The organism is Pseudorhodobacter aquimaris, from assembly GCF_001202025.1.
GTDB lineage: Bacteria > Pseudomonadota > Alphaproteobacteria > Rhodobacterales > Rhodobacteraceae > Pseudorhodobacter > Pseudorhodobacter aquimaris.
This window is the reverse complement of sequence record NZ_LGHS01000052.1, coordinates 259095-284898: the sequence shown is the minus strand read 5'-3', so window position 1 is coordinate 284898 and position 25804 is coordinate 259095. Positions and strand designations below refer to the sequence as shown.

Genomic DNA, 25804 nt, shown 5'->3' with positions numbered 1-25804 from the left:
GCTGCATCGCAAAAACAGGGTTGCGAAGATGTGCGCAACAATCTAACCCTTGATGCAATCAAGACGACATTTCATTACCAAGAGGTCCGATATGAGTTTCCGCATCCAACCAACCCCGACCGCGCGCCCCAACCGTTGCCAGCTTTTTGGCCCCGGCTCCCGCCCTGCGCTGTTTGAAAAGATGGCCGCCTCGGCCGCCGATGTCATCAACCTTGACCTGGAGGATTCCGTTGCCCCCAGCGACAAAGACAGCGCGCGCGCCAATGTCATTGAGGCGATAAATACCGTCGATTGGGGCAAAAAAGCGCTTTCGGTGCGGATCAACGGGCTGGATACGCCTTTTTGGTATCGCGACGTGGTGGATCTGCTGGAACAGGCCGGCGAGCGGCTGGATATGATCATGATCCCAAAGGTGGGCTGTGCCGCCGATATTTACGCCGTGGATGCGCTTGTCACCGCGGTTGAGCGCGCAAAGGGGCGCAGCAAACCCATTGCCTTTGAGGTCATCATCGAATCTGCGGCAGGGATCGCCCATGTTGAGGAAATCGCCGCCGCCTCTCCACGGCTGCAAGCAATGAGCCTTGGCGCGGCCGATTTTGCGGCCTCGATGGGGATGCAGACCACGGGCATCGGCGGCACGCAAGAAAACTATTACATGCTGCAAGGCGGGCAAAAGCATTGGTCCGATCCGTGGCATTGGGCCCAAGCCGCCATTGTCGCCGCCTGCCGGACACATGGGGTTTTGCCGGTCGATGGACCCTTTGGCGATTTCTCGGATGATGAGGGTTTTCGCGCGCAAGCCCGCCGGTCCGCTGTGTTGGGCATGGTCGGGAAATGGGCGATCCACCCCAAACAGATCGCACTGGCCAATGAGGTCTTTACCCCCTCTGACGCCGCCGTGGCCGAAGCCCGCGAGATTTTGGCCGCGATGGAAGAGGCCAAAGCCCGCGGCGAAGGTGCGACCGTTTACAAAGGCCGCTTGGTTGATATCGCCTCGATCAAACAGGCCGAGGTCATTGTGCGCCAGTCCGAGATGATCAAGGGCTAAGCCTTGAACCGGGCCAGAAAACCCTGCACTCTGGCCCGGAATTTTGAGAGACCTCAAAGAATGTAACGCCTGACCCCCCGTTGGTCAGAAACTGGCAGGTGCACTATGACAATATCCGATCCGCGGGCCTTTCTGACGGGGCTTTTTACCACTGCCGTTGCACGGGCAGACCCGATGCTTTGCTTGGCTGCCCATCTTCCGCCCCGCCCCAAGGGTCGTCTGGTTGTGATCGGTGCGGGCAAGGCCAGCGCGCGTATGGCCGAGGCCCTTGAGGCGCATTACGGCCCCTGTGAGGGGCTGATCATCACGCGGTACGGCTATAATAGACCCGTTTCTGTCGAGGTTGTTGAGGCCGCGCACCCCGTCCCCGATGAGGCAGGTGTTGCGGCCACGCGGCGATTGATGGACCTGGTCTCCGGCTTGGGTGTGGATGATCAGATCATCGCCCTGATCTCTGGCGGGGGGTCGTCACTGCTCTGCGCACCGGCCGAGGGGCTGACCTTGGCAGACAAGCAAACCCTCAACGCGGCGTTGCTGGCCTCGGGGATGCCGATTTCACAGATGAACGTCGTGCGCAAACAGGTGTCACTGGTAAAAGGGGGTCGGCTGGCCGCGCTTGCCCATCCCGCGCGGATGCTAAGTTTGGTGATTTCGGATGTGCCGGGCGATGATCCCGCCGAGATCGCCTCGGGGCCCACGGTCGGAAGCACCGCCACACGGGAAATGGCGCTGGCGGCTTTGGACCGTTGGGCCGTCACCCTGCCCGCCCATATCCGCGCAGTGATTGAAGGCGCCCCTGATCCGGTTGTCCCTGATGACCCACGCCTGACCGGCGCCGAACTGCGCATCATCGCCGCCCCCGCGCAGTCGCTGGAGGCGGCAAAAGCCGAGGCAGAGGCCCAAGGCGTCGAGGTCCGCCTGCTGGGCGACGCGCTAGAGGGGGAGGCGCGCGATCTTGCCACCCAACAAGCCGCCATTGCACTTCAACTGGCCGAGGAGGGTCACCCCCATCCGGTCTTGCTGTTGTCGGGGGGCGAATGCACCGTCACACGGCGCGGTGATGGTGTGGGCGGACCAAATGCGGAATATACGCTGGCGGCGGCAGTGGCGCTAAAGAGCCATCCGCGCGTGCATGTTCTGGCCTGCGATACGGACGGTGTCGATGGCGCGGCCGAGGTTGCCGGTGCATATGCGGGCCCAGAGACGCTTTTGCAGGAGGTGTCGGCCCCGGATGCACTGGCGCGCAACGATGCGCATGGATTTTTTAGCCGCATCGGGGGGCAGATTGTAACCGGCCCGACCCTGACCAATGTCAATGATTTCCGCGCAGTGCTTATCATGCCCCAAGCATGAAAAAGGGCGGCAAAAATGCCGCCCTCTGGTTTTTGTTTCCGTCGCTTAGACCGCAGAGGCGATCCAGCTTGCCAGCGCGGCTTTGGGGGCGGCACCAACTTTGTTGGAAACGACCTCACCATCTTTGAACATGAACAGCGCCGGAATGCCGCGCACACCCAGTTCAGCAGGGCTGTTTGGGTTTTCATCGACGTTGATCTTTACGATCTTCACTTTGCCTTCGTATTCGGCGGAAAGCTCTTCAAGTGCCGGGCCGATCTGACGGCATGGGCCGCACCATTCCGCCCAGAAATCTACAACGACAGGGATATCGGATTTACGGACTTCGGCATCAAAGGTTGCGTCGGTAACGGGGATCGTGGCCATGACATATCTCCTGGCTGGAATGTGTTTAACGAGAAAGTAAGGGCGCCCCCGAGGAACGTCAAGGGAAGCTCGCACCTTCCAGCGCCCGCCTCACGGTTTCGGGATCGACCGTCATCAGCTGTGCTGTGCGGGTCCAAAGCAAAGCAACCTCGACCACCCGATCAGGATAGATCTGCGAAAGGGCGGCGTGATAGGCCCCCATCTGGCGCAACAGACCGTCCGGCACCTCCGCCACAGTATCGGGCACCAGAAAATTGGATTTGAAATCCACGGCCAAAACCGCTGTATCAGAAACCAAAAGCCGGTCAATAGTGCCAATCAGAGGTTTACCTTGCAAAGTGGCGGTCAAGGGTGCTTCGGCCAATGCATCCGCGCTGAAAAGCGCCGGATGCAGGTTGATGACCGTCGAGGCCTCGGCCAAAAGGGCATCTCGGTCAGGCGCATCAGGCAGCAGCGCAGTGGCAAGACCTGACCACTCCGTAACGGGATAGTTGGGAAGATGCTCCAACAACAGATGCAGCCGTGTGCCACGGTCCATTGATGCGCGGTTGCCATCGTCGCTGGTAAAATCCCCGGGAAGTGCCTTTGCCCCACCAAGCTTGGATGGATTAAGCGCTTGCTCGGGACGTTTTTCGGCTGTGGCTGGCGTTGTGACCCAATTGGGGAGTACGTGTGATTCAGGCTCTATTCTTGCCGAATGTGATGCATTCGACGGCCAAACCCCGTCGCTCAGGGTCAAGCCGCCATCAACACGTGGCTGTGCCCCGGCCTTGACCATCGCCTCTTGGATCAAGCGGTACCAAACAACTGTTTCCGCCTCATCGTCGGATTTATCCGCCCCGATATCACCAGCCGCTGCCACGATCAGCCAGCTCTGCGCCCGCGTCATCGCAACATAAAGCAACCGCATCGATTCCGCCGCGTTCTGCTCTTTTTGCGCTGTGCGTGCAGCCTCAATCGCTTCGGGACTTTCCCCGCTGGCGGTTTTCCACGCGGGACCCTCGGGTAGAACAAAAAGCTCGTTGCGTTCGCGCGCGCGGTACTGTGCGGTATCAGGCAGGATAACAATCGGTGCCTCCAACCCTTTGGCGCCATGTACCGTCATCACGCGAATGCGTTCGCCCGCGCTGTCCATCTGACGTTTCACCTCGACGTCATCTGTCTCTAACCAGCCCAAAAAGCCGGTCAGGCTGGGAACGTCATTGCGCTCATAGGCCAGCGCTTGGGACAGGAACTCATCAATCCCGTCCTCGGCCTCTGCGCCCAAGCGCGCCAGCAATTTACGGCGACCATCGTGGCGGGTCAGCATCCGTTCGATGAGGTCATAGGGGCGCATGAAATCTGCCTGATCCCGCAAATCCCGAAGAATAGAGACTGTTTCGGCATGGTTAGGGTCGTTTTCCAAGGCCCGCCACAGATACCCTTTTCGCGGTTGGGCAAGGCTGTAAAGCTGCTGTTCCGTCCAACCAAACAGCGGGCTGCGCAAACAGGCTGCCAGCGAAAGGTCGTCTTCTGGCGTCGCCAAAAAGGCCAAAAGCGCGGCAAGGTCGCGCACGGCCAGCTCTGCCCCCAGTTTCAGACGGTCTGCCCCCGCAATCGGCAACCCCTCTGCCTTGCAGGCCTGAATAATCTCGCCGAAAATATCCGACCGTCTGCGCACAAGGATCAGAAAATCACCGGCATGGGCGGGACGGGTTTCCTTGCCACCATCGACCGGAATCTGCACCCCCGCCGCAATCGTATCGCGGATGGTTTCTGCAACCTTTTGGCCTAGCTTGGCGGCGTGATGTTCCTCTGTGACCAGATCGACAGGATCATACCAGTTTTCCGGCGAGGGCTTACTCGATTTCTCAATCACCGGCCATAGGTCAACCCTGCCCGGCATATCGGGGAAAAAGGCGATGTGTTTGACCTCACCGCCCAAGGCTTTCTCGTGCTGCGCCTCAAATGTCAGATCCACCAGGCGCAAAACCGTGTTCGATGAGCGGAAGGAATGCTCCAGCTGCAGCTCTTGCAATGGCGTGTCGACCTGATTGAGCTTGCCCTTGAACAGATCGCGCTTTTGGTCGAACGCCTCTACTTCAGCACCCTGAAAGCTATAGATAGACTGCTTTTTATCACCCACAACAAAGATCGTGCGCGATACATCCCGCGCCCCGCTGCCAGATGTAAACTCATCGGCCAACAGCTCAATCACTCGCCACTGGTCAGGACTGGTATCCTGGGCCTCATCCACCAGAATATGGTCGATACCACCATCCAGCCGGAACAAGACCCATTGCGCGACCAAAGGATCGGTCAACAAGGCCTTGGCACAGGTGATCAGATCATCAAAATCAAGCCAGCCCCGCGCCTCTTTTCGCGCCTTATATTCCGGCAGGAAAACACTGGCAAAACGGTGCAATATGGCCGTGCGTCTGGCGGCCGCAAGGGCAATCCGCGCGCCCCGGGCCGCCTCTACCCGCCGCATCAAATCTTCTAATCGGTCAAGAAGCGGACCAAGCTTTGCCTGCGTCGCTTTGGTTGGAAACTTGCCTAACTTGGCGGCAAAAGGGGTTTTGGTCTTGGCCCCCGTCAGAAGAACACCCTCCAGATCGGCCAAAAGCCGCAGGTCGGATTTGGTCAAATCCAGCAGCGCAAGCTTGGCCGCCGCTTTGACATCATTGGCCGAACCGCTGGCAATAATCGCGGTCGCCTCCGGCAGCCACTCCGCCTCTCCGCCCAAAAAGACATCGGCCAGAATGGAGGCCTCGGTCTGCTCCTCTGGCACCTCAAACAAGGCGCGGCATTCAGCATCCGACAAAAACCCCTGAAAATCATTCCGGCGGTTCGCGACCTCAGCGGCCAGCGCGCTGAAATCCTCACCGGTATAGGCATTGGCAAGGCTACGGATCACATCAGGGGCGATATTATCGGCAAGTTCGTCAATGATCTCATCCCGCAAAAGCACCGCCGCGCGGTCGTCCATTTCGGTGAACTGCGGGGAAACCCGTGCCTCTAGCGGAAACCGGCGCAGCAAGGACGCACAAAACGAGTGGATGGTCTGAATGCGCAGCCCGCCGGGGGTTTCAATCGCGCGGGCAAAAAGCTGACGGGCGCGGGCCAAGCGCGCGGCATCCACAACATCATCCACGCCCAGATCGACCAATGCCTTGCGCAGGGCGCTGTCTTCTTTCATCGCCCATTCGCCCAAGCGCGCGAACAGACGGTTTTGCATCTCGGAGGCGGCGGCCTTGGTATAGGTCAGGCACAAAATCCGCCCCGGATCGACGCCCGACAACAACAGCCGCGCCACCCGGTCCGTCAACACCCGCGTTTTGCCGGACCCGGCATTGGCCGACAACCATGTCGATGCTTGCGGATCGGCCGATTGCACCTGCCGCGCAGAGGCTGCGTTGCGGATCATGTCACATCCTCCGGTTTCGGGTCGTCGGTCATTTCCCATTCGCCGTATCGGGCAAGGTGATCGTAATCACCGGGAAAGCGTTCCTCATGCATCGCGCGGCGCGAAACATAGCCACGCTCAGGGTCCATATATTCGGCGATCAACAGGTGCAGCTCTTCCCAAACCTTGTCTAACATGGCCTCATCGGGTGTGCTGCTGTCTTGTTTGGGTGAGGAACCCAGACCGATATAGGTGATCCCTGCCACCTCGCGCGGGCCATCAAGGGCGGTAAACGCGCCGCGCGTTGCCATAGCCGCCTCCAGCAACAACTGCTTGTCGTAATACTCTTGCTGCTTTTGGGTCGGTGGCGCGCCGGTTTTATAGTCGAAAATATGCACACGCCCATCCGGCATCGCATCAATCCGGTCAGGTTTGGCGGTCAGGGTAAATGGCAGGCCCGTCAGCGGCGCGGCGCCTTGCTCTTCGATCAACACAGGGGTTCCGCCCATCCGCTCCTCCACACCCAAAAAGAAATCTGCGGCACGATTAAGGCGCGAAAGCCACAGCGCACGGGCGGCGGGCCAAGGGACCTCTTGGGTCAAAACAGTCTCTGCAATGGCCAAAAGACGGGTACGGGCAGCATCGCGGGTCTCCGCTTCCGGCCTGCTGCGGGTGAAGTTTTCAAGCACCATATGTAACACCGAACCACGCAACAATGCATCCGGCGAGGGGCGCAGCGGGTTCAGCTTGAACAGCCGCAAGATATGACGCGCATAGATTGCATAAGGATCGCGCAGCAGGGTTTTAATGCCAGTCACGGCCAGCTTGGCAGGACGGGCAGCAACCGGCGGGCGCGGCGCGGGACGCGGCGCGCTTGGGGCAATCGGGCTGGGCTGTTCGGCCGCGGTCGCAAGCGAGAGCCATTCCTGCCCACGGGCCCGCATCTCTGCCAACGCCCTTTGCCCACCCTGGTCCGGCAAACCATGCAAGAGGTTCGTCAAGCGGTTTACCCAGCGCGAGGCCACCGTTTCGGCATCGGCATTGCGCACCGCACGGCTGATCACAACACGCGGCGCGGCAACGGCTTGTTGATAGTCATGCGCCGAAAGCCCGATCCGGCGTTCCGGCAACAAAAGCCCCGCCTCCATCCGCATTGCGCGGTTCATCCACGGGTCGGGCGGTGGCGATTGTGGCCAGATGCCATCGTTCAAGCCACCAAGGATCACCAGTTCCGCGCCCTGTACCCGCGCCTCGATCGTGCCCCAGATCATGATGCGGGGATGGGCCTGGACGGCTTCGCGGACCTCTCCTTTGTTCAAAATCGCCTCGAACAGATGGCGGTAATCGGCAGAGGTCATCACACCGCCATACGCGGCCTCGCTGGCCAGCTCATTCATCTTGGCCAAGGCCTCGATGCCCGCTTCTTTTTCCCAAAGCGCGCTGTTCTGGGCGTCGGGACCACAAGCAAGCGCCTCGGCCAATTGACGGTGCCGCGCGACGTGATCCACCAGCGCAAGGGTGCCCGTGTTTTGCAGATCGTCCAGATTGCGCGCCAGCCATGTCGCCCAAGGCAATGTCTTGGGGTTTTTCTCGGCCGCGGCCCAAGCGATCAGATCCGCCCCCGTAGGAAAAGCGGGGCCATAACGGCGCAGCTTCAGTTCCAGATTGCGCGTAAAAAGAAGGTGATCCCCGCGATCAATCTCCTCGCCCTTACCGCTGGCCGTAAGCGGATGTTTGAGCAAGATCAGCAGCGCCTCGGATGTCATCCGATCCTCAAACAACCGCAGGATATGACGCAGATATCGGCCGGGCGCAGAGAGGGCCAAGGGCCGACCCGCGCTGTCGTCCGGCAAAATCCCCCAACGATCGAGCGCGGCCGTCACCTGCCGCGTCAGCCCCCGATCAGGCGAAATCAGCGCCGCCGTCACACCGTCCTCGGCCGCCTTGCGCAGGATCAGTGCAATCGCCATCGCCTCGCTGCGCGGGGTTGGTGCCTCAATCAAGGTCATATCGGCGCAAGCCTCTGGCAGATCCTTCAGGTTCTGCCCCTCGGTCAACCATTGATCGGTGACGGGCGCAGGCCGTAAAGACAGGGAAATCAAGGCATTACGGGACGGGCTTGGCGCGGGTGTCGCCTCCCACGGTGTGATATCAGCGGGCGAGATACCAAACATCTGCATCAGCTTGAAGAACCGGTATTGCGGGTGATCCTCGGCAGTCAAGGCATCGCTCAGCCCCTCCCACACCGGATCAGGCAGGTCGAAATCGAACCCCGGCAGTACAATTGCCCCCTGCGGCAGCTTTGCCACGGCGCGCATGAACAGGGCCGTCGTCCCGCGTGATCCGGTAGAGCCCGCAACAATCACCGGATCGCGCGGCGGGTTATCCTGCCATGCGGTGGTGATCGCCTCGGCCAGAATGCGTTGCCGTGTCTGGCTGTCAGGCTGGCCCAGTTGCTCCAGAAGCTGCACGACAATGGCCATGAATTCCCGTGTGCGCGCCCAATGCGCCGAATGGTTCGCCACATCAAGCGAGGCGATGGTCTCGGGCGACACCCCTTCGCCCTGCATTTCATCAAGCAAGGTCGCAAGGCTATCGGCAAGATCATAAAGCGCCGAACGCGGGGCCAGATCGGGCTGTTGTTTCAGCAACCCCTCGATCAGCTGCGCCAAAACCAGACGTTGCCGCAACGGCGAAACCGCAGGCCCAAGCCCCGCCGTGGGCAAGGCCGATGCAAGATCCGTCACCAGACGGATGCGGGGCAGAAACGCCGCACCCTGCTGGGCAAAGAGAGAAACGATCCGCCGCTGCATCCGTGTGGTATTGACGTAAAGCGTGACGCGAGCCATTGCCTCGGGCGGGGCGTCGGCCATGCGCTGCTTCAGGCCCGCCACCAAAAGTGCGGGAAAATCCGCGCCCGAGGGCAGCGCGAAAATGCGGGAACCGCCATCAGGGAACATGATTCAACATCTCTTCGGCCATTGTAATGCCCTCGGGGCGGCCAACATCACACCAGCCCCCAGTATGGACCACGCCAAAAGCGCGACCCTGCGCGATCATCCTGTCCCACAAAATATTGAGCGAAAAGGCTTTATCAGGGATGGCGTCGATCCCGCGCGGCAGGATAATCTGCGCCCCTAGATAGGCCAACCCGGCCGCGCCATTGGCCCGCGAAATCCGGCCATCCCGGGCCAGAATGAAATCGCCCGCACCTTTGTAACCCTTGATCTGACCGGGCGGTGCAAGCAGTAAAAGCGCATCCATCTGCACCCCGTTCCAGGCCTTTTGGAGGGTCATCAACGGGTTTGGTCCGGTCCAGACAGCATCCGTGTTAAGCGTAAAAACCGGTCCCTCGCCAAGCAACGGCAAAGCCGCGCGCAGCCCGCCGCCGGTTTCGAGAATGCTCTCCCTTTCCCATGAAACGGTGATGTATTTTTTGTCCTCAAGATATTTGCTGATCTGTTCTGCCTTGTAATGTGCGTTGACCACGATCCGCCGCAGCCCTGCACGTTCAACCTGCAAAAGCGCGTGCTCAATCAAAGGCATCCCAGCCACCGGGATAAGTGGCTTTGGCATCTGTGCCGTAAGGTCGCCCATCCGCGTACCGAAACCGGCAGCAAACATCATTACCGCGTCGGCTGTGTTCGGCATTGCCTGCGTATCCTTTCAAGGGCCTCTGGTGTCGGCTCTGGCAACCAAAGAGCGCAAAAGGCAGCCAACTCTGCAAGGTCGGGATGCGAAAGGTTGCGTTGGAGGTGACGCCAGACGCGCGGGATCAGTGTCAGGTAATGCGCCTTTCCATCCTTCAGGCACAAACGGGCGAAAATGCCCAAAATCCGCAAGGCCCGCTGCGCACCAACCGTCGCATAGGCTGCCGCAAATCCCGCTGTATCCGCGCCCTGTTGGAAACGCGCCATCATTTCGGCTTCGGTCTGTGGTGAAACCTCACGTCTTGCGTCTTGCAGCAAAGACACCAGATCATAGCTTGGCTGACCCAACTGGCCCAGTTGAAAATCCAGCAATCCTACCTTTGCAAGCCCTTGACGATCCGGCAACCAAAGCAGGTTTTCAGCGTGATAGTCTCGCAAAATCAGGACGCGCGGACCATCCGCATGGGCGCGCATCGCGGCCACAAGCACCGCATGGAATCCCGCACTATCCCCGACATCGCCGGCGATCGCAAAACGATACCATTCCAAAGCGAAACCAGCCGCCTGCGCCCAATCCTCTGCGCCAAGGTCGGGCAAATCAGCAGGTGGCGCATTGGATTGCAGGTGCAAAAGTACATCCGTCGCCGCAGCGTAAAGTTCCGCCTCTTGGGCTGGTTCTTGCTGAATCACGCGGGTAAAAAGCGCATCTCCAAGATCTTCGAGCAACAGGAAACCCCGCTGCAAATCCTGTGCCAGAATGCGCGGTGCCGAAAGGCCAATTGCGTTCAAATGTCCGCCGATTGCGATGAAATCAGCAGGATCATCACCCTTTCCGGGCGGGGCATCCATTAACACGGCCGTCTTGGCGACCATTTGCAACCGCTCATACCGCCGATCAGAGGCATCCCCGGCCAAGAAAACGCGTGCCGCGTCCCCCCAACCACTCTTGGTCAGAAATGACGCAGAAAGATCGCCCCTATCACCCATCATAGCCCGCCTTCAACTGCACAACCAATCCGGCACGTCCGCCCGTAATCTGTGCCATTCGCCCGTCGTCCGCTGCCCTCAGCTCAATATTCAGCGCATTCGGGGGGACATAGCCACCCAGCCTATCGGGCCATTCCACTAGGCAGATTGCAGTTTCAAATGCTGCGTCAAGCCCCAATTCCAACGCTTCGTCAGGATGGGACAGGCGGTAAAGGTCTGCATGCCAAATCTCACATTCCGCGCCTTCATAGGTTTGAACCAAAGTGAAGGTGGGTGAGGGGATATCTTCGTCCCGGCCCAGTTTTTGCCGGATAAGCGCTCGTGACAGATGGGTTTTTCCGGCGCCGACGCTGCCGCTTAGCAATACGACATCGCCCGCTTGCAAATAACTTGCCAGCAGCTTGCCCAATTGCGTTGTCGCAGCATCATCAGGCAAAAAGAGAGAGAGAATTGCATCGGCTGACATAGGCCCAGTTTTACGCGCCGTAGAGGCGGGCGCAAGGGCGAAGCCAGCCTATCCAACCATTTTGCGATCATCGGCATAGTTAAGGTCAGGATCCTCAACCTCACTGCCGCAGCATTGGAATGTTGCCATTGTTGCGCCGCCTGCAAGCGGGACAAAACGGCATGCAACAGGCCGCCCGTCAGACATATGCACACGGCCCTCCCACGGCTCACGCGGGCCGATTTGCGCGGCGAAATCTTCGGCCTGGTCCCAGATGGTTGTCGGGGCCGTGGCCTGCCGCCAATAATTGCACACCGCCGAGATATTGCCTTCTGTCCCAATGGACGCGGCGGGATCATGACCCCAAAGCGCGGAATAGGCAGCATTGGACATAACCAGCACACCCGATGCAGAGAAAACAGCGATAGAGGCGTCTACGGCATCAACCACCGCTTGGCCCAGTTCCAGATCTGCACGGTAGCGGCGGGTTTGTGACATCTCGTTCGAAATATCCTCAAACGACAGGGCAAGCGCGCCATTCGGATGCGGGCGCCCGATGACGCGATATGTCTGGCCGCTCGACAGGCTCCATGTCTCCTCATAAAGGCCAGAGGCAGCAGCCTCCTCAATATCGGTAATCTGGTTGCGCCACCTTTTATAGTCGCGCGGCTCAGGGATCATCGAATTTTCGCGCATCGCATCGAAAAACATGGTCAGCGAAGGACGCTTGGTCAAATGATCCGGTGACAGCCCTGTCAGATCAATAAGCGCGGGATTAAACAAGACCAGCTTGCGGTCCTGATCAAAAATGGCAAGCCCTGTGGACAGATAGGCAAAGGTTTTCGTCAGGGTCTGCATAAAGGCGCGCAGGCCCTCCTCGGCCTTGACGGCACTGTCGGCAGGCAAGGCATATGCCTCTTGGCCGGTTTCATCACCAAACTGGGCAATATCGAACCAGCGATCTTTTTGGTCATCGCCGCGAACAAGCTTTTCGCGACGGCTGGATTGGGTCGTATTTGCCGGTGCGGTAAAAAGCTTGGGCAAAGGCCAGGTCAGATCCTCTTCATCCCCAAGGTTTTCGGTCACCAGTTCAAGATAGCGCGCATTCGCCCAGATCACATCACCATTGGCCGCCATACGCCAGATCGGCAGCGGCGCCTTAGCGGTGATGCTGCGCAGTTGCGCAAGCTCATCCCGGATGGCGCGGCGGGTCAGTGGATCAAGCCCGTTTGACGACTTGGATGAATCCGCATCGAGGATTGACACATGGGTCAGGCCACCGCGCGACTCAGCACGTAACATCAGCGGCTCAGTTGTCGGCCCCTCAACGCTGTTCATCATCAAAACACCGTCGGTATTCAGCGCCTCAAAACGCTCTGCGACCCCATCGAACCGTTGCTCAAGGTAACTAAGCAACCCCGGCCATACCGCAGGCCCATGGCGGCACGTCGTGGGCAAAAGGCTTCGCCCGGCGGGCGTCGCATCCACCAAGGTTCTGCCATCAAAGATAAATTCTGCGCCATTGCTTTTCTGAAGGAAAATCGACCCCGCATCGGGGCGTTTGTTTTTTTGCAACATGGTCAGGCACAGCAAACCAAGAAGCGCCGAGAGCACACCCGTCACCACCAGCCCGCCTGTGAGCACAGGATCAAATACCACGATATTCCCTCAAGCAAAGTTGAACATCACTCAACCCTGAGTATATATCGTTAACGAGGTATTAAAGATGCGCAGATGTCGCGGTGCAAACAGGGCAATTGTGGCATTTAGAACGCATCTTTCTGCACATTAAGACTCTATTTTGGTGTTTTCGCCCAAAACACCTTCCGAGGTGGCAATAATAGAGGCCAGTGGCCAAACCACCTCTACGATTGCGCCGCATCCCGGCGGCGCCTCATCCGTGTCAAGAAACGGGTCGGAACCGTTGCTAAAAGACAGCTCTGCGCCGGATCGTTCCAACAAGGTCTTGGCGATGAAAAGCCCCAAGCCCATACCCTCATATTCGGGGCGTTGCGCGCTGCGACGGGGTGATTGACGGCGTTTCACAAAGGGGTCCCCGATACGGCCGATGATATGCGGATCAAAACCGTCGCCATCATCCACAACCTTGATGGTCAAAGCATCAGCATTCCAGCGCGCCTCTACCCAAACCGTTGTTTTCGCAAAATCAACCGCATTCTGGATTAGATTGCGCAAGCCGTGGATCACCTCGGGCTGGCGCTGCACGCTGGGTTGGGCGGTATCAGGGCATAGCGTAAACACAACCTCTTTGCCCCGGTCCATATGCGGCTCTGCCGCTTCGCGCAGCACTTCGGACAAGGGCGCTTGCAGCAAATGCGCGTCATTCTTGCCGGCGCGCCCCATCGAGCGCAAAATATCGCGGCACCGATCGGCCTGATCACGGATCAGCTGCGCATCATCGCGCAGATCGGGGGTGCTGGACAGCTCTTCTATCAACTCCGTGCTGACCAGCTTTATGGTCGCCAAAGGTGTGCCCAATTCATGCGCCGCCGCCGCAACGACACCGCCCAGCGCCGTCAGTTTTTGTTCCCGCGCAAGGGCCATTTGTGTGGCCAATAGGGCCGCGGACATCGATTGGATCTCGGAGGCCACACGATAGGAATAAAACCCCAGAAACAGGATCCCGATCACAATCGCCAGCCAGAAACCAACCTCCAGCAAGCTCTGGATCGTCAAGATCGTGCCATCCGCGAAATAAAGCGGCATGTTGAACACGGTCACAAAGCTGATCAGGCAAATCGCCATCACCCCAAGCAAGACCGTGGTCTGCGATTGCAACGCAGATGCCGAAATAATGACAGGCGCAATAATAAGCAGTGCAAAAGGGTTCGTCAGCCCGCCGGTCAGGAACAAAAGGCACGAAAGCTGCACCAGATCGAACAGGAGCACCAGCATTCCTTCCATATCAGACAGGCGCCGGTTCTTGGGGTAGGTCAGATAAGACAAGAGATTGGCACAGACAGACATGCCCACAACCAGATAGCAAAGCGCCAGCGACAAGCGAAGATCAAGATAGAAATAGGCGATGGTAATCGCAGCAAGCTGTCCGACAACAGCCATCCAGCGCAAGACAACAAGTGTATGCAACCGCAGCCGATAATCACCCGGACCCCGCGAAAAGAGACCAACACCAGCGTTCATCATTGCATTGCCCCGCGTACATAAAACGACTATCTCCCTTGTTAAGAGGGGGCAGGCTTGGATTCAACTTAAACCGCCCTGCTCAAAGGCCCAGACGAGCCGACCGAAACCGAGGAGACGCAGATGTTGAAGATTTACGCAGGGGTCGCCATTGCCGCAGTATCCGCACTTCTAGGCGGAACCGCCTATTGGGTTTACAGCAATCAATCCGGCAACCAGTTTGCCGAATGCCGTGGCGGACAGGTCGGGGGGGCCGCGATCGGCGGACCGTTTACCTTGGTGGATCACACCGGCAAAACAGTCACCGATGCGGATGTCATCACCAAACCGACACTGATTTACTTTGGCTATACCTTTTGCCCCGATGTCTGCCCGCTGGATAATGCGCGCAATGCCGAAGCGGTCGACATTCTGGAAGAAATGGGAATGGATGTCACGCCGGTCTTTATTACCATCGACCCAAAGCGCGACACGCCAGAGGTAATGGCAGAATTTGCCGATATCATGCATCCTAAAATGATTGGCCTTACCGGAAGCCCGGAACAGGTAAAAGCCGCATCGCAAGCTTATAAAACCTATTTCAAAAGCCATGATGACGACCCGAACGACGAATATTATCTGGTTGACCATTCGACTTTCACCTATCTTGTGCTACCTCAATCGGGATTTGCCGATTTTTTCAAGCGCGATGTGACGGCTGACGAAATGGCACAGCGGGTTGCTTGCTTTATCAACGCAAGCTGAAACCCCATACCAAAGACAGGCGGCAATGAAAAAGGGATGGACATGTCCGAAGATCTAACTGCAGAAATTGGGGCGGATCGGTCCTTGCTTTTGGTTGATGATGACGAAGCCTTTGTAAAACGGCTTGCCCGCGCCATGGAAAAGCGCGGCTTCATTGCCGAAACAGCAGAAACCGTTGCCATGGGCAAGGCCATCGCCTCGGCGCGCCCCCCCGCCTATGCCGTCGTCGACCTGCGACTGGAAGACGGTAACGGCCTTGATGTTGTTGAGGTTCTTCGGGAAAAGCGCCCCGATTGCCGGATCGTGGTTTTGACCGGATACGGCGCAATCGCGACGGCTGTTGCTGCGGTAAAAATAGGTGCGACCGATTACCTGTCCAAACCCGCCGATGCGAATGAAGTCACAAGCGCGCTGTTGGCGCGGGGCGATGCATTGCCTTCGCCGCCTGAAAATCCGATGTCTGCTGATCGGGTGCGCTGGGAACATATTCAACGAGTTTATGAAATGTGCGGCCGAAATGTTTCTGAAACCGCGCGCCGTTTGAATATGCACCGCAGGACTTTGCAACGTATTTTGGCAAAACGCAGCCCCCGCTGATTACGGACAGATCTACACGCTAAGGTAGATCAATTAAATGTGTTATAATACATATTGCGTATACTTTTTGTATAATGTATCCGGCTAACTTTGGAGATGCCGAGGAGCATAACGTTGGATATCGATCTAAATAATTTATCCCTAAAAGAACTGCGTGATTTGCAAGCTCAAGTCGCAAAAGCAATTACAACATTTGAGACCCGCAAAAAGAAAGATGCCCTGAATGAATTGGAAGAGAGGGCCAGAACTCTTGGTTTCTCTTTGGCAGAGCTGACAGGCGCACCGACCCCTCGCAAACGCACCCCTGCCGAGCCGAAATATGCGAACCCGGATAACCCGTCAGAAACTTGGTCCGGTCGCGGGCGTAAACCACGGTGGTTCAAGGCGGCGCTGGTCGCGGGCAAGACACCTGACGATATTGCGATCTGACTGTCTAAAGCTCTGTCAGCAATTCCGCGTGACGTGCAACAAAAGCGGTACGCACCTCTACCGGGGGGCGCAGCCGGATTGACAGCTTGCTGACCTGCTGCGCTTCGCGTTTTCCGAAAATCCGGTCGGCTTCCTGGGTTGTAAAGCCGGCAATCTCCACCGCTTCCAGCCACGCGGAAACCCGGTCAGCCTCCTTTATCGCCTTTTTGATCAAGGCCGGCAGGACCGCAGGCAAGCCAAAGCGCCGGTGAATTGCCGCCGTCAGCCGATCATCCAGCGCCCCGTAACCCGGACCAACAGCGGCCTTTACCGGGCTGATCATATCGCCAATCACATATTCCGGCGCATCGTGCAGAAGTGCGGCCAAATACCAGCGCGGGGATTCATTGGGGTTTGCTTTGCGAAAAATCTCTTCGACCAGCAAGGAATGTTCTGCCACCGAATAGGGCCAATCGCCATGGGTCTGGCCATTCCAGCGGGCAACAAAGGCCAAGCCATGCGCGATATCCTCAATCTCAATATCAACCGGCGTCGGATCAAGCAGATCTAATCGCCGACCTGAAAGCATTCTTTGCCAAGCGCGGGGCTGCTTCATAAACGTTTCCTCTGCTCGCTTTTATTTCACCAAACCCTACTGACATTGCCGAGCCCTATCTAGGGTGCTATCTGACCCATAATTGAATATTTGCCAAGGAGCACGGCACATGCCGAAGGACTATATCGTCAAGGACATCGCACTGGCCGAATTCGGGCGCAAGGAATTGAACATTGCCGAAACCGAAATGCCCGGATTGATGGCATTGCGCGCGGAGTTTGGCACGACCAAGCCGTTGCAGGGCGCGCGGATTGTCGGCTCTTTGCATATGACCATTCAAACGGCCGTTCTGATTGAGACGCTGACGGCCCTTGGCGCAGATGTACGCTGGGCGTCTTGCAATATTTTCTCGACCCAGGATCACGCGGCCGCGGCAATTGCGGCGGGTGGCACCCCCGTTTTCGCGATCAAGGGCCAGTCGCTGGAAGAGCATTGGGATTACCTCGACCGGTCCTTCATGTTCCCCGAAGGCGCGAATATGATCCTCGACGATGGCGGCGATGCCACGCTTTACGTCTTGCTTGGTGCACGGATGGAGGCGGGCGAAGACGTGCTTTCCGTCCCCACCTCGGAAGAGGAAGAGGTGATCAAGGCGCAGATCAAGAAACGTATGGCCGAGAGCCCCGGCTGGTTTACCAAAACCCGTGAGGCCATCAAAGGCGTGTCCGAGGAAACCACAACCGGCGTGCACCGCCTTTATGATCTGCACAAAAAGGGCCAGCTGCCTTTCCCTGCGATCAACGTGAACGATTCCGTGACCAAGTCGAAGTTCGACAACAAATACGGCTGCAAGGAGTCGCTTGTTGATGGCATCCGCCGCGCGACCGATACGATGATGGCCGGCAAGGTCGCCGTTGTCTGCGGTTACGGTGATGTTGGCAAAGGCTCTGCCGCGTCGCTGCGCGGTGCCGGTGCCCGCGTGAAGGTGACCGAGGTTGACCCGATCTGCGCGCTGCAAGCGGCGATGGACGGCTTTGAGGTTGTGGTGCTTGAGGATGTTCTCGACAGCGCCGATATCTTCATCACCACCACCGGCAATAAAGACGTGATCCGGATTGAGCATATGCGCGCAATGAAGGACATGGCGATTGTTGGCAACATCGGCCATTTCGACAATGAGATTCAGGTCGCCGCCCTGAAGAACCACAAGTGGACCAGCATCAAGGAACAGGTGGATATGATCGAGATGCCTTCGGGCAGCCGTCTGATCCTTCTGTCCGAGGGTCGCTTGCTCAACCTTGGCAATGCCACCGGCCACCCGTCCTTTGTGATGTCGGCCTCCTTTACCAATCAGGTGCTGGCACAGATCGAACTTTGGACAAAAGGCGAGGATTATCAGCCCGGCGTCTATATCCTGCCCAAACATCTGGATGAAAAGGTCGCGCGCCTGCACCTAGCCCGTATCGGCGTAAAGCTGACAGAGCTGAGCAAGGATCAAGCAGATTACATCGGCGTTACCGTGGATGGGCCGTTCAAGCCCGAACACTATCGCTACTGATCGCTTTAATTCTTAATCTTTATGGCCCGGTGTTCTGCGTCGGGCCATTGCTATTTAACCTTACGTTAACGGCATTCGGAAATGCCCACAGCGGCAAAACCCCATATTTTTTTGTTTGTTTGAGCCTGCATTTCATCCTAACCTTCCCGCAGCCGCCCATCTTTTGGGGTGCAAACAGTTAGATAGGAGCAACCAAGACATGAGCAAGAGAGACGAGTTGATCGAAAAATATGCCGACGACCTGCGCAACAAGTGCAAAATGGAACCTGACATGGACCTTCTGACCAAAGTGACCATCGGCTGCGGCCCTGCGATCTATAATTCCGACAGCTCTACGGTTGCGGGCAGCGACCCGTCTGAACTGGAAACAGTCAAGAAAAACTACCTGATGAAAAAGCTCGGTCTGGCCGATAGCCCGGCCCTGATGGAGGCGATCCATGCCGTCATCAACACTTACGGCCAATCAGAGCGCAGCAAATACCGCGCCGTTATCTATTACATGCTGGCCAAGCATTTCAACAAAGAGTCGGTCTACGGCTGACACTCTTGCAAATCCAGATCGCGCACCCGTGCCCGTCCGGCGCGGGTGTTCGCGTATTCGGGGTTTGAACAAACTGTATCAAAACCACTTCAAACCTTAGATGCTTGGTCTTTGCGCTGCGTGACCAGAGTTGCTATACCAAATGCATAGGACAGTATGTCCGGGACCTTTTTCAAACAGAACACGTGTGGTGCTTAGGGAGCGCGTGGTGCGAGAGGAGGGTCCTGATGGGGTCGGGACCCTCCTATTTTTTGCACAGATACGCCCGGCGTCATTTCACTGACCAAATCGCAGCCTTCAATTAAAACCGCCAGAACAGGGGTTTTGCCACGATCATCGGGCGAAGGTCGCTATTGCGTCAAACCGCCCATACGGCAAATGATCTGCCATTCTTCTTCGGTCACGGGCTGCACTGACAGGCGGGCAGTTTTCACCAGCGCCATGTTTTCCAGCTCTGGCGCATGTTTGCAATCCTCCAGCGTCACCGGATTCGGCATTGGCTTCACCGCTTTGATCATCACACAATCCCAGCGCGGATCATCGGTGGTGCTGTCGGGTTGGCTTTCGCGGCACACCTCGACAATTCCCACAATCTCTTTGCCAAGGTTGGAGTGGTAAAAGAACCCGAGATCGCCAAGTTTCATCGCCCGCATATTGTTGCGGGCCTGATAATTGCGCACCCCGTCCCATTCTTCACCCGCCTCGCCCTTAGCAAGCTGATGGTCCCAGCCCCAGACGTTGGGTTCGGATTTGAACAACCAATAGGCCATCAGCCGATTACCTTTTTCCACTCGCTGATCGTGACCGATGCGAAAAGCCCGGCCTTGGCATAGGGATCTGCCGCTGCCCATTCATGCGCCTGCGCCAGACTGTCCACCGACAAAATCACAAGTGATCCGCACATGGCACCCTCAGGGTTCAACAGTGGTCCGGCCATCTCAACCACGCCGGTATCCTCGATATAGGTCAGATGTGCAGTCCGGTTATCAAGCCGCACTTGCAGGGCATCAGGCTTATCGTGGCAAAAAAGGGCAACGCGCATCGTGGTCTACTCCGGTTTCAAAGGGCGGGACATGAGGGCGCGAACGGCATCCCCCAATGTGATCTGATTTTGCGAAAGGGCGGCGACCATCTGCGTCACAGGCATATCCACCCCATGGGTTTGCGCCAGTTTAGCGACGGCCTGCGCGGTCGCAACCCCTTCGACGGTCATCGCGGGGTCAAAACCGGCGCCCTCGCCCAGCGCCACGCCAAAACGGAAATTGCGCGATTGTGCCGAGGTACAGGTCAGCACCAGATCGCCAAAACCCGAAAGCCCGCCCAAGGTTTCCACCCGCGCCCCTTGATGCAACGCCAGCCGCTGCATCTCGGCAAAGCCGCGCGTCATCAAGGCCGCCCGCGCGCTTTCGCCAAGGCCCGCGCCGATCACCACGCCGGCAGCAATGGCGATTACGTTCTTCAACGCACCGCCAAACTCGGCCCCCGTGACATCGGTCGTGCGGTACAGGCGCAAGACATCCGTTGAAAGCTGATGCTGCAAGGCCGCGCCAACCCCGTCATCCGCACAGGCAAGCGTCAGCGCCGTCGGCAAACCTTTGGCGATATCGCTGGCAAAACTCGGCCCCGTCAAAATCGCCGCGTGGGTATCAGGGCAATGCGTCAAGATCACACCCGTCGGCCCCAAGCCCGTCGTCAGGTCCACCCCCTTGCAACAGGCCACCAGATTGCGCCCCGCCAGCGCGCCAGCGTGTTCCGCCAGAAAGCGTCCCATCGCCTGCGCGGGCAGCGCCAATAGCACCGTCCTCGCCTGCGTAACCTGCGCCAGATTCTCCGCAACAGTCACTAATGCAGGCAATTCAGCCCCCGGCAGGCGGGTAATCCCGCGCCCCTTCTGGCCGCGCCCCCAAAGCGTCACAGGCGACTGCGCCCCCAAGGTAATCGCCAAGGCACCGCCAAAGGCCCCCGCCCCGATGATCCCGATCATAGCTTGGCCCCCTTTTTGCCCGACCCCAAAAGCGCGGGGCTGCTTTGGTCCAACGGCCATCGCGGGCGCGCCGAAAGCGTCAGGTCATCGCGCGCCCCAGTGCGAAACCGTTCGATCCCGGCCCAAGCGATCATCGCCGCATTATCAGTACACAGCGCCAGCGGTGGTGCCAGAAACCTCACCCCTGCGGCGGCGCAAACAGTCTCTAACTCTGCCCGAATGGCAAGATTGGCGGCAACACCACCGGCCACAGCCAACGCGCCCACAGGGGCCAATGCCAAGGCGCGGCGGGTCTTTTCGGCAAAAACATCCGTGACCGCCGCCTGAAACCCCGCGCAAAGATCGGCACGATCGGCCAGCGTCAGCCCGCCTTTTTCAGCAATCACCTTGTCGCGCGCGCGCAGCAACGCGGTTTTCAAACCCGAGAACGACATATCGCACCCCGGCCGATCCATCAGCGGACGCGGCAGGGCAAAGCGTTTCGCATCCCCCTTGCGGGCCGCAGCCTCCACCGCAGGGCCGCCGGGTTGGGGCAGGCCCAAAAGCTTGGCCACCTTGTCAAACGCCTCACCCGGCGCATCGTCGATGGAACCGCCAAGCCGCGTAAAATCATCCGCACCATCGACCCGCAGATACTGGCAATGCCCACCCGACACCAAAAGCATGATATAGGGAAATTCCAGCCCATCCGTCAGCCGCGGCGTCAAGGCATGGCCCGCCAAATGATTGACCCCGATCAACGGCAAGCCCGTCGCCGCCGAGATCCCCTTGCCACACATGACGCCCGCCATAACCCCGCCGATCAACCCCGGCCCCGCCGTAACCGCCACCGCGTCCAGATCGCCAAAGCCCAAACCCGCCTCGGCCATCGCCTTGGACACACAACCATCCACCCGTTCAGCATGGGCGCGCGCTGCTATTTCGGGAACCACCCCACCAAAGGCGGCATGCAGGCTTGTCTGGCCCTCGACCACATTCGCCAGAATCTGCCGTCCCTCGGGCCCATCGCGTACAATTGCGGCGGCCGTGTCATCACAACTGCTTTCAATACCAAGAATGGTTATACTTTGCCGCATGTCAGCCCCGTTGATAAAGGGTTTTCCAGCAGGTAACACTGTGTCCATGACCACACAATCCCAGATGCCCGCCTTTCTTTTGACCCGTCCGCAAGCTTATAGCCAGCGCTATGCTGCAACTTTGCAGCACTGCTTCGGGCCGGGCCTGTCAATCACCATCAGTCCGCTGATCGCCCCTCGCCTGTTGCAAACGCCGTTTCCTGTCGGTCCGTGGGATTGGTTGATCCTGACGTCAGAGACCGGCGTGGCCGCCTATGCCCAGCATCCCGACCGCCCCGACGGCCTGCCAAAACGCGCCTTTTGCGTAGGTGACCGCACCGCAGAGGTGGCCCAAGAGGCGGGGTTGGAGACCATTTCAGCCGATGCCGATGCCGTTGCCCTGATTGCGCTGATCCAAAAGCACCGCCCCAAGGGTCGGCTGTTGCACATATGCGGCGCGCATCGACGTGGCGATGTGGCCGGAAACCTGAGCAAAAGCGGCATTCCGACCGAGGCATTCGTCCTGTACGAACAAGAAAAACAGCCCCTAACACCCGAGGCTGTGGAATTACTTTCTGGCACAGCTCCGGTTTTGGCACCGCTTTTCTCTCCGCGCACGGCGGCAATCTTTGCCAAATCGCTTGCCGGTATCCACCCCAAAGCCCCCCTGATCTGCGCGACCCTTAGCGATGCGGTGACAGATGCCTTGGCGGAACATGGCGATATTACCCTGTGCCCGGCAGAAAAACCCACCGCTGAGGCGTTAACTGATGCGATAAAGAAGTATTTTGTGACACGACAGGAACCTTGAGCCTGTGACGCAGTCAGTTTAGGCTATAATCATACCGGCCCATCCGGCAATTCAAATGGAGGCGCAGCAATGGCAACCCCAAAGACCCCACGCAAACGCGCGGTCAAGGCCCAGGACGAAAGCGCGGGCAAGCCCCCCGTGGATGCCACAACCGAGACGGGCCTCTCTGTTTCCGACGCCCCCGATCGCAACGAAACCGGGCCGAGCAAAGTTGAGCCGACCAAAACCGAGTCCAGCAAGGTTGAGCCGAGCAAAGCTGAACCCAGCAAGGTTGGGAATGCCGCCGCCGCCAAAGACGCCGATCCAAAGAACCCTTTGCCAATAAAAACACCCGCAGATGCGCCAGCGCAGGCTGCGAAGCCAGAGCCGAAACCGGAGAAACCCGAAGAGAAATCCGAACCCTTCGCAAGTACAAAAGCTGCCACACCACTGCCGCCCGCACCTGTCGTGAAATCCGGCCCCGGCTTTGTGCCCTTGGTTTTGGGCGGGGTTGTTGCTGCCGGCATCGGCTTTGGCCTCGCGCAATATATCAAGCCTGAAGGCTGGCCCTTCCCCGGCACAGCGACCATGCAAGACGATTATGCACAGCAGGCCCAAGCTATCGCAGATCTGCGCGCCCAATCGACACCATGCCAAAAGAGGATGCCAGCAACGCTTTGATGGGCGAGGTGGAGCAACTCCGCGGCATTGCCAACACCGCTTTGGAAACGGCCGAGGCGGCACAGGCCGCAACCCCCGCGCCCCAAGCCGATGTGACACCACAGTTAGAGGCCTTGGCCGCACGTATCACAGCGCTTGAAAACAGCGTGCCCGAAGGCGAAACGGTGGCACCCGCCGCGGTTCAGGCACTAAGGGCCGATATCGCCACGCTTCGCAGCGGTCTGGATGAACAGATGGCCGCCACGCAGGAAATCGTTGATGCCGCCGAGGTCGCGCGCGCCAATGCCGCTGCCGAGGCGCAAGCCGTTCTGCTGCAAGCCGCCGTCAGCAATGTCGAGGCCGCGATGCAAAGCGGCCTGCCCTTTGCCGAACCTTTGGCAACATTGGCCGATGCCGGAATCGCCATTCCGCAAATCCTGACCGATCACGCCGAAAACGGGGTGCCAACCATCACGGCGCTGACCGAAAGCTTTGATGTGGCGGCGCGGGCCGCGCTGAACCAAAGTTTGCGCGAGAATATGGGCAGCACATGGTCCGAGCGTGCCGGTTCCTTCCTGCGCAGTCAAACCGGCGCAAGGTCCCTGACACCGCAGCAGGGCGATGATCCCGATGCCGTGCTGTCGCGGGCGAATGCCGCTGTTGCCGCAGGTGATCTGCAAACGGCGCTTACCGAAATCGAGACCCTGCCGCCCGCCGCACAAGATGTGCTTGCGGAATGGGTTTCACAGGCAAAACTGCGTCAAGACGCACAAACAGCGACTGCTGAATTAATGGCAGCGTTGAGCGAAAGGTAACCCACTGGAATGATTTGGTCGCTCATCAAAGTACTGCTGTTTGTCGCCGCCATTGCGGGCCTTACTTACGGGGCCGGTATCCTTATGGACACCGGTGGCGGGATTCAGATCACCATGCTGGGGGTGGAATTTACCCTCGGCCCATTGCAAACCGCCGTGGCGCTTTTGCTGTTGCTGGTTGCCGTCTGGGTGTTGCTCAAACTGATCGGGTTACTGGTCGCTGTGCTGCGCTTTCTAAGCGGGGATGAAACCGCGATTTCGCGCTATTTCGACCGCAACCGTGAACGCAAAGGCTATCAGGCGCTTTCGGACGGGCTTATGGCGCTTGCCTCGGGTGAGGGGCGTGTGGCCCTGTCGCGTGCTGCCAAGGCCGATAAATTGCTGGACAAGCCGGGCCTTACGACGCTGCTGATTGCACAAGCCGCGGAAATGACCGGCGATACGCACCGCGCCGAGGCTGCCTATAAAAAGCTGTTGTCCAATGACAAATCGCGCTTTGTCGGCGTCCGCGGCCTGATGCACCAAAAGATCACCCAAGGCGATACCGCAACCGCCCTGAAGCTGGCCGAGAAAGCCTTTGCCCTCAAGCCAAAGCACGCCGAAATTCAGGAAACCTTGCTGGGCTTGCAAACCGGTCAGGGTGACTGGAAAGGGGCGCGCGTAACGCTTGGCGCCAAGCAAAGATCCGGCGCACTGCCGCGGGATGTGTACCGTCGCCGCGATGCCGTTCTGGCCCTGCAAGAGGCAAGCGGCGTGATTGAGGAAGGCGCCACCATCGAGGCCCGCGAAGCAGCGATTGAGGCAAACCGTCTTTCTCCCGACCTGATTCCCGCCGCAACCATGGCTGCCCGCAGCTATATCGCCAAGGGGGATGCGCGGCGAGCGACCAAAGTGCTTAAAAAGGCGTGGTCGGTGCAGCCGCACCCCGATCTGGCCGCCGCATTTGCCGAAATCGCGCCCAACGAAAGCACCACGGAACGCTTGAAACGGTTCCATACCTTGACCAAGCTCAACCCCGATCACATCGAGACACGCCTGCTTTTGGCAGAACTGAACATCACCGCTGAGGATTTCCCCGCCGCGCGTCGCGCTCTGGGTGATCTGGCCTCCACCACCCCCAATGCCCGCACGCTTGCGATTATGGCGGCAGTTGAACGGGGCGCAGGGGCAGATGACGCCGTGATCCGTGGATGGCTGGCCCGTGCGCTGACGGCACCGCGTGGTCCGCAATGGTGCTGTGACAAATGTCAGGCGATCCATGCGCATTGGGGCCCGGTTTGCGATAACTGCGGCAGCTTTGACACCCTGTCATGGCGCGAACCAGTCGATACGTCGGGACCAAGCGCCACCGGATCAGAGCTGCTTCCCCTGATCATCGGCGCACCAGAAGAACCTCCTGTTGTCGTCGAGGACAGCGCCAAGGAAGGCGAAGTTATGCCTGAAGAAACTGATCCAAAAACTGAAAAATAGGACTACACAGACCGTCTTTGTAATGCTATTAGCCCGCCATGCTGCAAGGGGTGGCGGGCATCGACCACCGAAAAACCTCGCATGGCGCAGTAGGTATCTCGACGTTTCAGATGCCCCAATAGCTCAGATGGTAGAGCAATTGCTTCGTAAGCAATGGGTCGGCGGTTCGAGTCCGTCTTGGGGCACCACCACTTCAGCTAACACCTTGGTAACACTCCAGCTTTTAACAA

The 25804-nt window shown here is 58.6% G+C and carries 24 protein-coding genes and 1 tRNA gene; 12 read left to right on the top strand and 13 right to left on the bottom strand.

The genetic code is table 11. The features are described from left to right. Window positions 1–91 precede the first annotated feature (91 nt). Together AKU94_RS09915 and AKU94_RS09910 are read left to right on the top strand one after the other, a co-directional pair. Window positions 92–1048: an L-malyl-CoA/beta-methylmalyl-CoA lyase gene (locus AKU94_RS09915; protein ID WP_050527107.1), complete on the top strand. Its 957-nt coding sequence runs from the start codon at window positions 92–94 to the stop codon at window positions 1046–1048. A 105-nt stretch (window positions 1049–1153) separates the two neighbouring features. After that, window positions 1154–2401 carry a glycerate kinase type-2 family protein gene (locus AKU94_RS09910; RefSeq protein ID WP_050527106.1) on the top strand — a complete coding sequence of 416 codons (1248 nt, stop codon included), beginning with the start codon at window positions 1154–1156 and terminating at the stop codon, window positions 2399–2401. Window positions 2402–2446: 45 nt separating this feature from the next. Here AKU94_RS09910 and trxA read toward each other — a convergent pair whose 3' ends face one another. The 8 genes from trxA to regB all read right to left on the bottom strand — a co-directional run bounded on the left by trxA (window position 2447) and on the right by regB (window position 14399). Further along, on the bottom strand, window positions 2447–2767 hold the full coding sequence (gene trxA / locus AKU94_RS09905) for a thioredoxin (RefSeq protein WP_050527105.1): 321 nt from the start codon (window positions 2765–2767) through the stop codon (window positions 2447–2449). A gap of 58 nt (window positions 2768–2825) precedes the next feature. Then, the gene (addA, locus tag AKU94_RS09900; RefSeq protein ID WP_050527104.1) at window positions 2826–6173 is read right to left on the bottom strand and encodes a double-strand break repair helicase AddA; all 3348 of its coding nucleotides are present in this window, start codon (window positions 6171–6173) and stop codon (window positions 2826–2828) included. Beyond that, entirely contained in the window at window positions 6170–9112 is a 2943-nt protein-coding gene (addB, locus tag AKU94_RS09895; RefSeq protein ID WP_050527103.1) for a double-strand break repair protein AddB, read from the bottom strand. Before addB ends, addA begins: the two co-directional genes overlap by 4 nt. After that, window positions 9102–9803 (bottom strand): nucleotidyltransferase family protein, encoded by a 702-nt coding sequence (locus AKU94_RS09890; protein ID WP_050527102.1) that lies wholly within the window; start codon window positions 9801–9803, stop codon window positions 9102–9104. The genes addB and AKU94_RS09890 overlap by 11 nt, the downstream gene beginning before the upstream one ends. After that, window positions 9779–10789: an aminoglycoside phosphotransferase family protein gene (locus AKU94_RS09885; RefSeq protein ID WP_050527101.1), complete on the bottom strand. Its 1011-nt coding sequence runs from the start codon at window positions 10787–10789 to the stop codon at window positions 9779–9781. Before AKU94_RS09885 ends, AKU94_RS09890 begins: the two co-directional genes overlap by 25 nt. Then, window positions 10782–11255, bottom strand: coding sequence for a tRNA (adenosine(37)-N6)-threonylcarbamoyltransferase complex ATPase subunit type 1 TsaE (gene tsaE, locus AKU94_RS09880; protein WP_050527100.1), 474 nt, complete (start codon window positions 11253–11255; stop codon window positions 10782–10784). Before tsaE ends, AKU94_RS09885 begins: the two co-directional genes overlap by 8 nt. Before the next feature lie 48 nt (window positions 11256–11303). Further along, window positions 11304–12893, bottom strand: a complete 1590-nt coding sequence (locus AKU94_RS09875) for a PAS-domain containing protein (RefSeq protein ID WP_083445022.1) — start codon at window positions 12891–12893, stop codon at window positions 11304–11306. 129 nt (window positions 12894–13022) lie between these two features. Next, on the bottom strand, window positions 13023–14399 hold the full coding sequence (gene regB / locus AKU94_RS09870) for a sensor histidine kinase RegB (RefSeq protein ID WP_050527099.1): 1377 nt from the start codon (window positions 14397–14399) through the stop codon (window positions 13023–13025). 120 nt (window positions 14400–14519) lie between these two features. Here regB and AKU94_RS09865 point away from each other — a divergent pair, with 120 nt between their 5' ends. The 3 genes from AKU94_RS09865 to AKU94_RS09855 all read left to right on the top strand — a co-directional run bounded on the left by AKU94_RS09865 (window position 14520) and on the right by AKU94_RS09855 (window position 16166). Further along, window positions 14520–15140, top strand: a complete 621-nt coding sequence (locus AKU94_RS09865; protein WP_050527098.1) for an SCO family protein — start codon at window positions 14520–14522, stop codon at window positions 15138–15140. Window positions 15141–15182: 42 nt separating this feature from the next. Beyond that, on the top strand, window positions 15183–15737 hold the full coding sequence (locus AKU94_RS09860; protein ID WP_050527097.1) for an ActR/PrrA/RegA family redox response regulator transcription factor: 555 nt from the start codon (window positions 15183–15185) through the stop codon (window positions 15735–15737). 114 nt (window positions 15738–15851) lie between these two features. Next, window positions 15852–16166, top strand: a complete 315-nt coding sequence (locus AKU94_RS09855) for an H-NS histone family protein (RefSeq protein ID WP_050527096.1) — start codon at window positions 15852–15854, stop codon at window positions 16164–16166. Window positions 16167–16170: 4 nt separating this feature from the next. On the opposite strand, the gene AKU94_RS09850 is transcribed toward AKU94_RS09855, so the two are convergent. Beyond that, window positions 16171–16761 (bottom strand): HD domain-containing protein, encoded by a 591-nt coding sequence (locus AKU94_RS09850; protein ID WP_050527095.1) that lies wholly within the window; start codon window positions 16759–16761, stop codon window positions 16171–16173. Window positions 16762–16870: 109 nt separating this feature from the next. Here AKU94_RS09850 and ahcY point away from each other — a divergent pair, with 109 nt between their 5' ends. After that, a complete protein-coding gene (ahcY, locus tag AKU94_RS09845; RefSeq protein WP_050527094.1) occupies window positions 16871–18259 on the top strand; it encodes an adenosylhomocysteinase in 1389 nt (462 codons plus the stop codon). A gap of 199 nt (window positions 18260–18458) precedes the next feature. Beyond that, a complete protein-coding gene (locus tag AKU94_RS09840) occupies window positions 18459–18800 on the top strand; it encodes a DUF2853 family protein (protein WP_050527093.1) in 342 nt (113 codons plus the stop codon). A 350-nt stretch (window positions 18801–19150) separates the two neighbouring features. Here the strand turns inward: AKU94_RS09840 and AKU94_RS09835 are convergent, their stop codons facing one another. The 4 genes from AKU94_RS09835 to tsaD are packed head-to-tail and all read right to left on the bottom strand — an operon-like array spanning window position 19151 to window position 21860. Continuing rightward, on the bottom strand, window positions 19151–19570 hold the full coding sequence (locus tag AKU94_RS09835; RefSeq protein WP_050527092.1) for an EVE domain-containing protein: 420 nt from the start codon (window positions 19568–19570) through the stop codon (window positions 19151–19153). Then, on the bottom strand, window positions 19570–19842 hold the full coding sequence (locus AKU94_RS09830) for a YciI family protein (protein WP_050527091.1): 273 nt from the start codon (window positions 19840–19842) through the stop codon (window positions 19570–19572). Before AKU94_RS09830 ends, AKU94_RS09835 begins: the two co-directional genes overlap by 1 nt. A gap of 6 nt (window positions 19843–19848) precedes the next feature. After that, window positions 19849–20784: an NAD(P)H-dependent glycerol-3-phosphate dehydrogenase gene (locus AKU94_RS09825; RefSeq protein WP_050527090.1), complete on the bottom strand. Its 936-nt coding sequence runs from the start codon at window positions 20782–20784 to the stop codon at window positions 19849–19851. After that, on the bottom strand, window positions 20781–21860 hold the full coding sequence (gene tsaD, locus AKU94_RS09820) for a tRNA (adenosine(37)-N6)-threonylcarbamoyltransferase complex transferase subunit TsaD (protein WP_050527144.1): 1080 nt from the start codon (window positions 21858–21860) through the stop codon (window positions 20781–20783). The genes AKU94_RS09825 and tsaD overlap by 4 nt, the downstream gene beginning before the upstream one ends. A 46-nt stretch (window positions 21861–21906) precedes the next feature. Between tsaD and AKU94_RS09815 the strand changes: the two genes are divergently transcribed. From AKU94_RS09815 to AKU94_RS09795, 5 genes are all read left to right on the top strand, one after another. Next, window positions 21907–22650: a uroporphyrinogen-III synthase gene (locus AKU94_RS09815; RefSeq protein ID WP_050527089.1), complete on the top strand. Its 744-nt coding sequence runs from the start codon at window positions 21907–21909 to the stop codon at window positions 22648–22650. Window positions 22651–22719: 69 nt separating this feature from the next. Then, a complete protein-coding gene (locus AKU94_RS09810) occupies window positions 22720–23310 on the top strand; it encodes a hypothetical protein (protein WP_050527088.1) in 591 nt (196 codons plus the stop codon). Beyond that, window positions 23280–24104, top strand: coding sequence for a COG4223 family protein (locus AKU94_RS09805; protein ID WP_157056492.1), 825 nt, complete (start codon window positions 23280–23282; stop codon window positions 24102–24104). The genes AKU94_RS09810 and AKU94_RS09805 overlap by 31 nt, the downstream gene beginning before the upstream one ends. 9 nt (window positions 24105–24113) lie before the next feature. Then, window positions 24114–25574 (top strand): heme biosynthesis protein HemY, encoded by a 1461-nt coding sequence (locus tag AKU94_RS09800; RefSeq protein ID WP_050527086.1) that lies wholly within the window; start codon window positions 24114–24116, stop codon window positions 25572–25574. A gap of 112 nt (window positions 25575–25686) precedes the next feature. After that, a tRNA-Thr gene (locus AKU94_RS09795) sits at window positions 25687–25762 on the top strand. Window positions 25763–25804 lie beyond the last annotated feature (42 nt).

Bases quoted from the DNA above. Each gene is read 5' to 3' on its own strand.
- AKU94_RS09915 (WP_050527107.1), top strand. From the start codon at position 92: ATGAGTTTCCGCATCCAACCAACCCCGACCGCGCGCCCCAACCGTTGC.
- AKU94_RS09910 (WP_050527106.1), top strand. From the start codon at position 1,154: ATGACAATATCCGATCCGCGGGCCTTTCTGACGGGGCTTTTTACCACT.
- trxA (WP_050527105.1), bottom strand. From the start codon at position 2,767: ATGGCCACGATCCCCGTTACCGACGCAACCTTTGATGCCGAAGTCCGT.
- addA (WP_050527104.1), bottom strand. From the start codon at position 6,173: ATGATCCGCAACGCAGCCTCTGCGCGGCAGGTGCAATCGGCCGATCCG.
- addB (WP_050527103.1), bottom strand. From the start codon at position 9,112: ATGTTCCCTGATGGCGGTTCCCGCATTTTCGCGCTGCCCTCGGGCGCG.
- AKU94_RS09890 (WP_050527102.1), bottom strand. From the start codon at position 9,803: ATGCCGAACACAGCCGACGCGGTAATGATGTTTGCTGCCGGTTTCGGT.
- AKU94_RS09885 (WP_050527101.1), bottom strand. From the start codon at position 10,789: ATGGGTGATAGGGGCGATCTTTCTGCGTCATTTCTGACCAAGAGTGGT.
- tsaE (WP_050527100.1), bottom strand. From the start codon at position 11,255: ATGTCAGCCGATGCAATTCTCTCTCTCTTTTTGCCTGATGATGCTGCG.
- regB (WP_050527099.1), bottom strand. From the start codon at position 14,399: ATGATGAACGCTGGTGTTGGTCTCTTTTCGCGGGGTCCGGGTGATTAT.
- AKU94_RS09865 (WP_050527098.1), top strand. From the start codon at position 14,520: ATGTTGAAGATTTACGCAGGGGTCGCCATTGCCGCAGTATCCGCACTT.
- AKU94_RS09860 (WP_050527097.1), top strand. From the start codon at position 15,183: ATGTCCGAAGATCTAACTGCAGAAATTGGGGCGGATCGGTCCTTGCTT.
- AKU94_RS09850 (WP_050527095.1), bottom strand. From the start codon at position 16,761: ATGAAGCAGCCCCGCGCTTGGCAAAGAATGCTTTCAGGTCGGCGATTA.
- ahcY (WP_050527094.1), top strand. From the start codon at position 16,871: ATGCCGAAGGACTATATCGTCAAGGACATCGCACTGGCCGAATTCGGG.
- AKU94_RS09840 (WP_050527093.1), top strand. From the start codon at position 18,459: ATGAGCAAGAGAGACGAGTTGATCGAAAAATATGCCGACGACCTGCGC.
- AKU94_RS09835 (WP_050527092.1), bottom strand. From the start codon at position 19,570: ATGGCCTATTGGTTGTTCAAATCCGAACCCAACGTCTGGGGCTGGGAC.
- AKU94_RS09830 (WP_050527091.1), bottom strand. From the start codon at position 19,842: ATGCGCGTTGCCCTTTTTTGCCACGATAAGCCTGATGCCCTGCAAGTG.
- AKU94_RS09825 (WP_050527090.1), bottom strand. From the start codon at position 20,784: ATGATCGGGATCATCGGGGCGGGGGCCTTTGGCGGTGCCTTGGCGATT.
- tsaD (WP_050527144.1), bottom strand. From the start codon at position 21,860: ATGCGGCAAAGTATAACCATTCTTGGTATTGAAAGCAGTTGTGATGAC.
- AKU94_RS09815 (WP_050527089.1), top strand. From the start codon at position 21,907: ATGACCACACAATCCCAGATGCCCGCCTTTCTTTTGACCCGTCCGCAA.
- AKU94_RS09810 (WP_050527088.1), top strand. From the start codon at position 22,720: ATGGCAACCCCAAAGACCCCACGCAAACGCGCGGTCAAGGCCCAGGAC.
- AKU94_RS09805 (WP_157056492.1), top strand. From the start codon at position 23,280: ATGCCAAAAGAGGATGCCAGCAACGCTTTGATGGGCGAGGTGGAGCAA.
- AKU94_RS09800 (WP_050527086.1), top strand. From the start codon at position 24,114: ATGATTTGGTCGCTCATCAAAGTACTGCTGTTTGTCGCCGCCATTGCG.